14 protein-coding genes are annotated in these 11,825 nt (G+C 33.3%); 8 read left to right on the forward strand and 6 right to left on the reverse strand.

Going from position 1 to position 11,825, the window contains the following annotated elements; genetic code table 11:
• Positions 1-88: 88 nt before the first annotated feature.
• Both MWG72_RS14985 and MWG72_RS14990 read right to left on the reverse strand, forming a co-directional pair.
• The gene (locus MWG72_RS14985) at positions 89-631 is read right to left on the reverse strand and encodes a cysteine hydrolase family protein (protein WP_058951821.1); all 543 of its coding nucleotides are present in this window, start codon (positions 629-631) and stop codon (positions 89-91) included.
• 83 nt (positions 632-714) lie between these two features.
• Positions 715-1,599: an MBL fold metallo-hydrolase gene (locus tag MWG72_RS14990; protein WP_005176778.1), complete on the reverse strand. Its 885-nt coding sequence runs from the start codon at positions 1,597-1,599 to the stop codon at positions 715-717.
• Between the two features lie 132 nt (positions 1,600-1,731).
• Between MWG72_RS14990 and MWG72_RS14995 the strand changes: the two genes are divergently transcribed.
• The 3 genes from MWG72_RS14995 (at position 1,732) to MWG72_RS15005 (ending at position 3,522) form a co-directional block, all read left to right on the forward strand.
• The gene (locus tag MWG72_RS14995; protein WP_247144389.1) at positions 1,732-2,709 is read left to right on the forward strand and encodes a GlxA family transcriptional regulator; all 978 of its coding nucleotides are present in this window, start codon (positions 1,732-1,734) and stop codon (positions 2,707-2,709) included.
• A 224-nt stretch (positions 2,710-2,933) separates the two neighbouring features.
• Positions 2,934-3,221: a BrnT family toxin gene (locus MWG72_RS15000; protein ID WP_039890878.1), complete on the forward strand. Its 288-nt coding sequence runs from the start codon at positions 2,934-2,936 to the stop codon at positions 3,219-3,221.
• Positions 3,208-3,522 (forward strand): BrnA antitoxin family protein, encoded by a 315-nt coding sequence (locus MWG72_RS15005; RefSeq protein WP_004282216.1) that lies wholly within the window; start codon positions 3,208-3,210, stop codon positions 3,520-3,522. Before MWG72_RS15000 ends, MWG72_RS15005 begins: the two co-directional genes overlap by 14 nt.
• Before the next feature lie 136 nt (positions 3,523-3,658).
• On the opposite strand, the gene MWG72_RS15010 is transcribed toward MWG72_RS15005, so the two are convergent.
• Both MWG72_RS15010 and MWG72_RS15015 read right to left on the reverse strand, forming a co-directional pair.
• Positions 3,659-4,234 (reverse strand): hypothetical protein, encoded by a 576-nt coding sequence (locus MWG72_RS15010; RefSeq protein WP_247144390.1) that lies wholly within the window; start codon positions 4,232-4,234, stop codon positions 3,659-3,661.
• Entirely contained in the window at positions 4,234-5,250 is a 1,017-nt protein-coding gene (locus MWG72_RS15015) for a hypothetical protein (protein ID WP_247144391.1), read from the reverse strand. The genes MWG72_RS15010 and MWG72_RS15015 overlap by 1 nt, the downstream gene beginning before the upstream one ends.
• A gap of 1,851 nt (positions 5,251-7,101) precedes the next feature.
• On the opposite strand from MWG72_RS15015, the gene repM reads away from it, so the two are divergent.
• The 3 genes from repM to MWG72_RS15030 are packed head-to-tail and all read left to right on the forward strand — an operon-like array spanning position 7,102 to position 8,788.
• Positions 7,102-8,064 (forward strand): replication initiation protein RepM, encoded by a 963-nt coding sequence (gene repM / locus MWG72_RS15020; protein ID WP_247144392.1) that lies wholly within the window; start codon positions 7,102-7,104, stop codon positions 8,062-8,064.
• Positions 8,057-8,623, forward strand: a complete 567-nt coding sequence (locus MWG72_RS15025) for a plasmid replication DNA-binding protein (RefSeq protein WP_247144393.1) — start codon at positions 8,057-8,059, stop codon at positions 8,621-8,623. The genes repM and MWG72_RS15025 overlap by 8 nt, the downstream gene beginning before the upstream one ends.
• A gap of 21 nt (positions 8,624-8,644) precedes the next feature.
• The gene (locus MWG72_RS15030; RefSeq protein WP_247144394.1) at positions 8,645-8,788 is read left to right on the forward strand and encodes a hypothetical protein; all 144 of its coding nucleotides are present in this window, start codon (positions 8,645-8,647) and stop codon (positions 8,786-8,788) included.
• 183 nt (positions 8,789-8,971) lie between these two features.
• Here the strand turns inward: MWG72_RS15030 and MWG72_RS15035 are convergent, their stop codons facing one another.
• Both MWG72_RS15035 and MWG72_RS15040 read right to left on the reverse strand, forming a co-directional pair.
• A complete protein-coding gene (locus MWG72_RS15035) occupies positions 8,972-9,784 on the reverse strand; it encodes a hypothetical protein (RefSeq protein WP_247144395.1) in 813 nt (270 codons plus the stop codon).
• 60 nt (positions 9,785-9,844) lie between these two features.
• Positions 9,845-11,041, reverse strand: coding sequence for a hypothetical protein (locus MWG72_RS15040; protein ID WP_247144396.1), 1,197 nt, complete (start codon positions 11,039-11,041; stop codon positions 9,845-9,847).
• A 201-nt stretch (positions 11,042-11,242) separates the two neighbouring features.
• On the opposite strand from MWG72_RS15040, the gene MWG72_RS15045 reads away from it, so the two are divergent.
• The gene (locus MWG72_RS15045; protein WP_000286964.1) at positions 11,243-11,545 is read left to right on the forward strand and encodes a type II toxin-antitoxin system RelE/ParE family toxin; all 303 of its coding nucleotides are present in this window, start codon (positions 11,243-11,245) and stop codon (positions 11,543-11,545) included.
• A partial coding sequence (locus MWG72_RS15050) for an addiction module antidote protein (protein ID WP_000985610.1) occupies positions 11,546-11,825 on the forward strand: 280 nt, incomplete at its 3' end. It lies immediately after the preceding gene.

Raw genomic sequence — 11,825 nt, forward strand, 5'->3', positions numbered from 1 at the left:
AAAAAAAACTAGTAAAAAAGGGAGCTTAAAGCTCCCTTTTTTAACTTCATATAACGTGTATTATGTTAATTTTAGGAAATCTTAGTCTTTAGCTAACATAATCTTCAGTTGATATTACTTGAGCATATGCAAATTCAAAAGCGGCCATTAATGTTGCATGGACATGACCAGCAGGTACTTTAACGCCATTAAATTCCAAGTCTAGTGTTGCACAAGCATCATGTATCACTTTTACCTTATAACCAAAATCAGAAGCAGCACGAACAGCAGCATCAACACACATATGCGTCATAGCACCAATCACGACTAACTCAGTCACTTGATTGCTATCTAAAATTTCTTTGAGATTCGTATTTAAGAACGCATTGATGTGATTTTTAATGATTACAGCTTCATCTTCTTGCGGCTTAACTGTGTCCTGAAATTCAATACTATTTGAGCTAGGTTCAAATATAGGAGATTCAGCATCAGCAATATGTTGCACATGAATCACTTGAGTACCCAGTTGACGGGCTTTCGCAATTACTTTCACTGCATTAGCAGCAGCTTGTTCAATATTTACCAATGGTAATTTACCTGTAGGTAGATATTCATTTTGTAAGTCGATAACTAATAAAGCTGATTTTGACATACCTATTCCTTTACTTAACTAATATTTGTTTTGTTCTACTTATGTTTTAAAGAAGTGGAATGCTTCCACTTCTTTAAGTCACTTTAGAAAGAAAGCGTTTCACCATCGATAGGAATTAAAACCTTATCTTGGATTCCTTTGTCCTTTACGTAATCTGCAAGCTCAGCACGTGTTACCGACATGTGGTTAATTGCATCCATGTGAACAGCAACCACTTTAGCATTTGGTGCTTTCTGAGTTGCATGATAAGTATCTTCTTTGCCCATAATAATGGATTCTTTAAAGCCATCAACCAAGGCGTTACCTGTATTCAAGACAATCACATCAGGTTTAAATGTTTGAATCGCTTGATCAACTTCAGAACGCCAGATGGTATCTCCTGCCACATAAACAGTTTCATGGCCAGCAGCTTCAAATACCACACCCATTGCTTCACCTAATCCAGCTTTAAGCTTAGGAATACGGTACATGGCATCAGTACCGTGTTGACCACCAGTTTTAGTGAGCTTAATCCCTTCAAAGGTCGCTTGAGTTAATACACGAACATCTTTGAAGCCTTGTGACTGAATGATTTTCTGGTCTTCTTTATTCTGTACAAACAACGGCATGTTTTTCGGAATAGTCGCTTGTGCTGCATCATCCCAATGATCTAGATGGGTATGGGTCACGATTACCGCATCTACACCTTCTAAAATCGTTTCGGGCTTGATAGGCAAATCGACTAATGGGTTCCGTAAATAGCTACGATGAGTATCAGGAAAACCTTCATAGAATCCTTTTTTAGCAAACATTGGGTCAATTAAAAAAGTCGTATCAGCATAGGTTACTTTAATCGTTGCATTGCGAATTTCTTGTATATGCGTAACTTTAGAAGTATCTCGCTGAACCACCTTATCATTCGCATATAAATGGACTGAAGCCATTGCCAGAGAGAGTGCAATAACAGAGCTACTTAAAATTTTATTCATGTTCCAGATCCAATCATTTAGTCATACTCGAATCATGATAGGAAAAATTAAGCAATAAAATTGTCCTTAAGGACAATCATCGAAACTATTGGGACAACATGCTATATTTATTATTTTAGAGAGGTAGATTGAATGGCTATACCAGTGATTGGATTGTTCGTATATCCCAATATAAATCCATTTCACTTCTCTATCCCCCATATCATTTTCAATATCAAGATTGAAGATAAACGCTTATTTGATCTGAGAATTTTTTCTATAGATGGCCAACCCGTAAAAACAGAACAGTCTATGATGATTATCCCTGATGGGGGGATCGAACTTATTAAACAATTGGATCTTATTATTATTCCTGGATGGGATGATTTTAATCACAAACCTGAAAAAGTACTTATCGATGCCCTAAATTGTGCATATCAAGCTGGAATTAGAATTGTAGGGTTATGCTACGGAACTTATGCATTGGCATATGCAGGGCTGCTTGATCATAAAAAAGCAGCTACGCACTGGATGGCTGAACAGGATTTTAGTGAACGATTTCCACAGGTTCAACTTGATAATGACGCCCTGTATGTAGAAGACCAAAGGATCGTAACCTCTGCTGGAACAGGCGCAGCGTTAGACTGCTGCTTGTACTTGGTACGTGAAATCTATAATGCACGAATTGCGAATAAAGTTGCTAGAGTAATGGTGATCCCGCCTCACCGTGAAGGTGGGCAAACTCAGTTTATTGAACAGCCAGTCGCAGAATCGAGCCAAGATGCACAAATTAACCTATTACTTGATTTTTTAAGAAAGAATTTAGCCTTACAACATAATATTGAAAGCCTCGCTGAACGGACACATATGACACGCAGGACGTTCACACGGTACTTTAAGAAAGCGACAGGTATGACCTTAGTCGATTGGCTGAATACTGAAAGAATCAGATTAAGTTGTGAACTTTTAGAAGCGACAAACTTGTCTATCGAAAAGATAACCGAGCTTTCAGGTTTTAATAATACTGTGTCATTTAGAAAGAATTTCCGTGAAAAATATGGCACCAGCCCTCAGGCATGGAGAAAAGCTTTTGGGATCATTAATGAGAATAATCCGCCCCATTTAACATAATGGATATTATACGAAGTACACTTGTATATTAATATAAATATCAATAACTTAAAAATTTAACCCTGAGCATAAAAACAGCAAAAAGCCGGTTTTGAAACAAATCGGCGTTTTTATGTTCGATTCTGTAACATTTTGCCAGTAATTTTGACCAAAAATTACGCTTTTCAGCTTGAGTGATACAATTTTGTGATACATTATTGTATATACAAAATTGAATGTTTTTTATGGAACAGTATTTCGAATGGGATGAGGCAAAGAATCGAAAGAATCAGAAAAAGCATGATGTCTCTTTCGAAACGGCAAGCCTTGTTTTTGAAGATCCTCTAAGGATCTCAATCCAGGACAGACATACCGATGGCGAAGAACGTTGGCAGACAATTGGAAAAGTGAAAGGCGTACTAATGCTCTTAGTAGCTCATACCATCTTTGATGAAGATGACTGTGAAATCATACGAATCATTAGTGCAAGACAGGTAACTAAAGCAGAGCGAGATAAATATGAGCATGGTTAGATACTCACGCAAAGAACTGAATGAAAAATTCAGCGACAAGCAAGATGCTGAAATTGAACGCTTGCTTGCTAAAGGAACGGTTCCTGACGATCAGCTAGATCTATCAGATATTCCTGAAATTACCGACTGGAGTAATGCTGTACGCCACAATCAATTCTATCGTCCAGTGAAACAACAAACATCTATTCGTTTAGATGCTGACGTACTTGCATGGTTCAAAGCACAAGGTAAAGGTTATCAGACACGCATGAATGAAATCTTGCGGGATGCCATGCTCAAAGAATTAAAAAATCATCAGTAAAAATGGGAGCTTAGGCTCCCATTTTTGGCTTCGTATAACGTGTATTATGTTAATTTTAGATATATTTAAGAATGTATTTATTAATTGATTCAATCACTTAATATGTGAATTCTGCTGAACATTAGAAATATTTACATCATTTATCTTTACCCTTTTCCCAGTAAAGAGTTGTACGTACAGATTCAAAAATATTAAATATAAAGGACATTAATTCCATTAGAATGAATACAGTTATCCCAGCAATCAATGTATAACCTAGTAAATTCAGCATAAAGTAAAAGCAAGAATTCTCTATAAAAAAGAATATTAGCCCTGTACTACCACCAAAAAAGTTAATCAGAAATAAAAAACCACTAAATACAACAAAATAAAAAAACACCCTCAGAAAGAGAAAATGAAATAAGTTGAAATATGATAGTCCTGTGTCTTTATCTATGGCTGAACTCATTTGCTTTTGTAAATCGATAGGTATCACAGTACAAAAAATTGTATAGCCCGCTACAAGAAAACCTAAGGTAGTAATCAATATTCCAAACAAGGTCGCAGAATTAGTTGTCACCGCAACATATAACTCTTGTGATGTAAGGAAATATCCATTGATAAAAGCTATCAATGCTACCAATCGTGATATCCATTTATTAGATGGACTAATTGGAATTACCTGAGAGCTTTTAAAAATATGCCAAAGATTTTTTTCTTTAAAAAATTCCATTAACTATCTTTTATCTCATCCTTAGTATTCAATCTAACACTTTCAGGATCGATACTATCTAGAACATTTTGTGTCTTTGTGTCTGTATCTTTTACAGTAATATCACCACTTTTAACTAAGCTCTTAAATGCTGAAACCATATTTGAAATAGTCTTCGTAATATTTCCCTGAACAAGGTTAATTTTTTTAATTAATTTAAAATCATCATTCTTCAAAGTAAGATTTTCTCCATCACGAGTAACGCCCTGAACCATAACAGTTTGGTTATCTTGTCTAAGAGCTTCAGCAACTTCTTTTGGAGTTTCTACCTTATCTAAGCCTTCTTTAAAGTTCTTAAACTCTAAAGAAGCACTAGCATTCATTTCTTTTGATACATGATGCAAAGTATTAAACATCTTACTGGCATCAAACTCGGAGTTTCGATCATTTAACGTAATCTTAACTTTTTTGATTTTTTCAAATTGTTCTAAATGTTCAACAATATCTTTTTCAGTACTCAGCGGTGTAATTGTTATTGTTGGATAAGCATATTTAACGTTAAATTTAGCTTGATCTTCTTTAGTAAGGCTAGAACTATATTTATTTAGCTCTAATCTTAAAAATGAAATAATTGTAGATTTAAAATTTTGAACATGTGGAGCATCTTTAGTTTCATGGACAAAAAGAAGTCTATGACTATTCAGCATTAAGACAAACAAAGAAGAAGGTGCACTAGCTAAACCTTTAGGATCTATAACAATTTCACCTTTTTCATTTTCAAACTGTTCACGTGAAACAACTGTATTTTTAATGAATTTACCTGTAATAGCCAATAAGTTTCCATCACCTAAAGGATCTTTACCAAAATCTACTAACTCAACATTACGAAAATAATAATCACTACCCCTATATGTTCTTTTATGAGTTTCATTAAAAAATGCAGGTACTACAACTTCGTAAAAAAGATCTAAAAGGTCAAACTCCCCAAATTTGCATACGAAATTAACCATGTCTAAATTTTTTTGAATAGTTGCCATAACTTAATATTTATGAGAAAGAAATAATTCCCCCCATTCTATATGAACATTAATCTTCTTGATAATAAAAAAGAAAAGTTCTTAAAGTATTGCCGAATACCAATTTCAGGCTGACGGAGCCACGCATCGGACGTCCACGACAGTAGGTAATTGTGCTTTCCTAGATAGACGGAAATTATGATTCACACACCGCATCGACACGTTCCCAAACCTTTATTTAACATAAAATCTCTTATGCGAAACTATACCGAGCATTCGACCATATCGGGTCAAACACTTTCTTATTTTTTATTTCCTATTTTTAGGATGAATAATTTTGATAGAAGAACCTGTAATCATGAAAAATAGAATTTAATTTTTCAATAATTTTCTCACGCTATTTTGCTAAAGATTTGCTAAACTTTTGCCGAATAAATGCCTATTTTTTGCTGAAGATTTGCTGAAGATTAGAGATCCGGACATTAAATTTGCCGTACTTTTGCTGAAGATTTGCCGAATAAATGCAACGCTCATAGCTCGATATATTGGTTAACTGTTTTTTAACTAAATTTTTTGTTAAATATAAAATGACAACTAATTGTTTTTTAATAAATAAAATATAAAAACGCCCTTTAATATAGAAAAGGAATAGAGTCGAATTTTTACGCTTAATTTAATACTGATTTAAGGCTTATTTTTTGGATACACCATACGCACCTTACAGGATGCAAAAAATCAATAACTTACAATCTTAAAGCATATATGGAAATCAAAAAATTCATACATAATTAACCTTATTACACTGATTTATATAGAATTGATATGGATGAAGATAGAAGCCTCTTCTAGCACCTAATATCTTTGATTTTAGTCGGGATCGATTGAGCGCTCTTATAAAGAATTGCAGGGAAGTTAAGGGTTATAAAATTAATAGCAATTCAATGCATCAACTTTGCATCATAAAAAATAAATATTGAATCAATTAAACCATTGAATTACATAAATAATAGTTTAATACATGTAAGGATTTACTGACTTTTAAAATGATCTTTTCACACTCTAAAAAATCAAGAAAAATGCTATTTTTGGAAGAATTTTTGGTTATTCCACGTATCTTTCTAATGAAATACTGCATTAAATGATCCAATACATGTAAATAAATACCAAATGATTCATGTATAGACCTATTGTTTTATACATATATGTAAGGATTAACTAAAAAAAGGGAAGTTGAAAATTTAAGACATAACTAAAAACGGCTTTTTAAAGCCCATAAATAGCTTTTAAGTTAAAACAACGAAATCCATTGGTCATAAGAAGAAATATGCTTTAAATCGCATTCTATGCGCTTATAGCAGTATTTTTAGAGCGAGTGTCTACGAGCGAACTATAAAAACTTGCGCCTAGACCCTCTGAAAAACTGTTTTTTAAATTTTGAACTTTTTAAATATATAAATCATATGCAAAAAATATATTCTAGATCGAGCGTAGCGAGTAAAAAAGCTTTATGAGCAAAGCGAATTCCTAGTTGCTTTTGCTTTTTTTTAAAGTCACAACTTAATGAGTCAAAAAATTGCCCCGAAGAATCGAGCGAAAGCGAGATTCAATAGAGTTTGAGCGTAGCGAAAACATAGGGCAATTTTTCATATCTTGGGCTTTTAATTATTTTTAATGCTTTTAATGCTTTTAAGCATGCTGAAAGCCTTTCTATATAAGGCTTTCAAAGCCAATAAGACTACAATCTCTTTGTCATAAGACTACAATCTCTTTGTCATAAGACTACAATCTCTTTGTCATAAGACTACAATCTCTTTGCATTTGACTACATATGTTGATAATGTAGTTTAAACAACACTAATAATATGTAGTTCTATGAAAAGTGATTTGGTTGTCAAAGATAATATTCTTGTTAATGCTAGTTATAATCTAGAAGTTACAGAGCAACGGCTAATACTCTTATCTATCATAAGAGCTAGAGAAACAGGACAAGGTATTACTTCTGATAGTAAATTAGAGATACATGCTTCTGACTATGCGACACGCTTTGATGTATCTAGGGAAGCAGCTTACAGTGCTTTAAAAAATGCTGTTCATAATCTTTTTGAAAGAAAATTTTCTTTTAAAGATAATCATAAAGATACTAACAAAGAAATTGTAGTCAAATCACGATGGGTTAGTAGAATCGCCTATATAGATGATCTTGCTATTCTAGAAGTTACATTTGCCCCCGATGTTGTTCCTCTCATCACTAGATTAGAGAAACACTTTACTAGTTACCAATTAAAACAAGTCGCTCAATTAACTAGTAAATATGCTATCCGCTTATATGAATTGTTAATCTCATGGAAAGAGGTTGGCAAAACTCCAGTCATTGATTTAGCAGACTTTCGAGAACAATTAGGTTTAGAAATCAATGAATATCAGAAGATGATTAACTTCAAAAATCGGGTATTAGAACCAGCTATAAAACAAATTAATCACTTAACTGATATTACTGTTGAATATGAACAATTCAAAAAAGGAAGATCTATTTCAGCCTTATCATTCACTTTTAAACCTAAAAAAGTTAATACTCCAGTAACCAAAATTAAGAACGCTCATAATAATTTTGATCTGTTTTCTCGAATGACAGATTCGCAACGTCATTTATTTGCTAATAAACTTTCAGAGTTACCTGATATGGGAAAATATTCACAAGGAACAGAAAGCTTTCAACAATTTGCTGTTCGTATTGCTGCAATGTTACAAGATCCTGAACGATTTAAAGAACTCTATCCATACCTAAAAAAAGTGGGGTATATGCCATCTAATCACAAGGACACTGTAAATGGCTAAGTTATCACTAAGTGAGGTTTCTAAACGCTTTAATGTTAGCCGCTCTACACTATATAGAGCTATTAAAGAAGGTCGCTTGTCTCGAAGTTCTGATAATCTTTTCGATGTATCAGAAGTAATCCGTTGCTTTGGTGAACCAACTAAAAAAAATGAAACTAACCAAATCTTAAATCCCCCCAAAGATGATGCTGATTTACGCCAGTTAGTAGATTTCATGAAAAAAGAAATTGAAGCTTACAAAGATCGTGAGCAACGCTATTTAGATCAAATAGACCGCTTTCAATTACTTATAGGGCATAAAGAAAATACTGAAGATTTGTCTCATGAGACAAACCTGAAACAACCTAATGATGCACCACAAGACAATAAAAGTGACATACCTATAAGCCATATAAATAAGGAAGTGGAACACAATGGAACGTCTCATGAGACAAACATAAGGCATCCCAATGATGCACCACAACACAAATCAATAACACACTATGAGACATTCCAAAAAGAACCTAAAAAACGAGGCTTATTTGGCCGAGTACTGAATGCGGTATTCAATGAAGAGTAAGCTCTCCAAGGAGCATTGCTTATGAAAAAACTGAAAGAGATCCTGCAAGGTATTGCCTTTTTATTTGTTGGGATTCCGATCATGATCATGGCCAGCATCATAGATCAACGTGCCTTCAAAAAAGAGCGTGAGCAGCGTCAGAAAACCAAAGAGGAAAACAAGTGATTATGCAGTGAGATTTATCAATCCAGCCTCAAATTGCTGAATAAATAGGCGTATTGCGTGAATGATCCACTAAAAAGCCCAGTTTGAACAAACTGGGCTTTTTAGTGGATCTCAATATCTTGATTTAATTCAACTTAATGAGCACATTTCGTATAAGGTGTATTATGTTAATTTTAGGAAAACTTAATTGAATAAATCACTTTTATGGAACTCTTCGAGTTTCCATTGCAGATATCTTCTAACATGCCTATAAACAAAATTCTGAGATTGCTCTAAATTAAAACAATTAGATATTTTGATTGGCTTTTTAATTGTCTTATAACCATGTCTTGAAGTTAAACCTACAATACTGAAATTATTTGCAGGCTTAGTAAATTTTTCTTTTTCTTCAATTGGATCAAGCACTTTTAGAATTTCTTTCCCCTTTCTAACTTCAATAAGATACGGATAATTATTTTCAGTAGTAAAGGATTCTAAAGATTCATAAATCTGATACAAATTATACCAACTGGCTCGTTCAGCCATAAGCTTCAAAAGTATATAAACATCAATCTCATATTTTGAAAGATATAAAAGAGCATCAAAAGAAATCCTTTTTAAATTATTAGTTTCTCTTGGATTATTAGGCTTTTTACTTTCATTATTCGTCCAAATTTCTTCAAGTAAAAAATTAGGAATTTCGACTTCATCGAAATTACGAGTCACATTAAAAAAATTAGGATCTGAAAGTCTAATTCCATTAATACGCAAATGATTATAAATGCTTTTTTCATTACGTAATTGCATATACCCCATAAGCAATGTAAGTAATTCACCTGCTATAAGTAAAGCATTCTCTTCCGTTTCACTTGGGTCTATCAACCAACTAGTAGCTCGATAATCACAAGTAGAACAATCTAAATAATCATTAATTTCTTCATAAAAGCAAAAACTTTCATTATGAAAATCATTAAATCCAGCCATAGGCTTTATTTGTGGTAATAAAATTTGGTACATACCCTTCCAATACTAATGGTTAGTCTTTTTAGCAAGTTTCATCATTCATGATAGCTGAATCTATTGTTGTTCCTTATCACGCCTTTTTTTATATTTTTCGTGCATTTCAATGAACCTCTTCATTCCAAAATTTTTATCATCATCATCCAATAGCCCAAATTCTTCTTTTTCAGCTTCAGCAGCTAAAAACATATCCTTATTTTGGAGAATAAAATCATTCATATCATCTGCAAGTGCCATCGGGTTATCTTTAACAGATCTCAAAGATTCAGGGGGTTGCCTAGAGGCCCATTCAAAAAACATTTCACCAATCGACTCCAAGTCGTGATTCTGTTTTAAACGGTCATATGCATGGTAATCAATAACTATTTTTTCTAATTCGTTTCTACGCTTAATAGCTCTAAATAGTTCAGCAATTGGTAAGAAATTAATATACTTACTTGTTGGGTTTCCAAGAAAGTGCATACCTAACGGTCTAGCTATTCCATCTACAACACCAATGATTAAACCTCCTGACATGCCATTAGTATCAAGATCGAGATAATTATATTTCTCAAAAACGAATGTAAATCTATTTTTTCGCAAATGACCATTAATTCCATCCATATGTATTTTAGTACTACATGAATGTACATCACCATCAAATGGTGCAATATCATTGTTTGGATCATAGAAATAAGGGTTAGATTCTATTGAATAGCCAAAATCAACAGCAACCATACCATCTTTAAAATCATCAATTTCTAGTGGTATAACAGTATCTATATCAATAAAGTGATCAACGACTTGACCTGGTAATGGATGAAATAATTCTACAAGGATAGCATCCTTAAAATCATAATATTCGTGTTCTTCAACAATATCGCCGATAGTCCAAAAATATTTAGGATATAGAAAATCATCAACCTTACTAAAACTACTTATGGATTTATCTGTTACACGAAAAGGAGAGGTATTAGCGCCAGAGGAGTATTGAAAATAATCATCCATAACATGACGCGCTGTTAATAAAAAGTATTTCAAGCCGTCCTTAATTAGAATACCTGTTCCCCAATTTGTAAAAAAAATATCCTTAAAATATTTACTTTCATCGACAGAAGCATCTGAAACTATATGAAATATTCGTCTCGTTGAATTTGCTAACTCTTTAAAGTTATGAATTACAGGTTTCGTATAAGTTGTCTGAAAATTATAATTTTCAAATAATTTAAGCAATGGACTAACTTTTGCTTTTTTGAATTTTCGTTTTTTAGCCATAATAAATACGTACCTAGATTAGAAATTGTAGAGCCTTGATCTATTTAACATAAAATCTCTTATTCGAAATTTTAAAACTGGAATTTTCCACTAAATCCCAACCTATTTAACATAATGGTTGTTATACGAAATTCTGTTATAAGCCCCATACATTCAAGTTTATTTCTTGCATGAATGTATCCTATAGGATACATTAATCTTATGTACTCAATATATACCACTGAAGTCTTTGATGACTGGTTTACTAAGTTAAAAGACCAGCAGGCAAAAAGACGTATACAAGTCCGAATTGATCGGGTTGAAGATGGAAACTTTGGAGATACTGAACCAGTCGGTGAAGGTGTCTCTGAATTACGTTTCTTCTTTGGACCTGGCTACAGGATCTATTACTGTAAGCAAGGGCAAAGGGTCGTTATTCTTTTAGCAGGCGGAGACAAGTCTACGCAAAGTAAAGATATAAAACTTGCCCTACAACTAGCACAAGATTTAGAGGAGGAGCTGTAAATGGCTATCAAACTTCGTAAATGGGACAGTGCTGAACATCTTAAAACAGAAGAAGATATGCAAGCTTACCTACAAGCCTGTATAGATGAATCTAATGGTGATGCGGCATTCATTGCAAAAGCTTTAGGTAATATTGCTAAAGCTAAAGGAATGGCTCAATTATCAAGAGACACAGGTTTAGGCCGAGAAAGTCTTTATAAAGCACTTTCTGGCGATGTAAATCCAAGCTTTGATACTGTTATTAAAGTAGTAAAAGCGCTGAATTTACGCTTAGCAATTT

This window comes from Acinetobacter lwoffii (assembly GCF_022967985.1).
Classification (GTDB): Bacteria; Pseudomonadota; Gammaproteobacteria; order Pseudomonadales; family Moraxellaceae; genus Acinetobacter.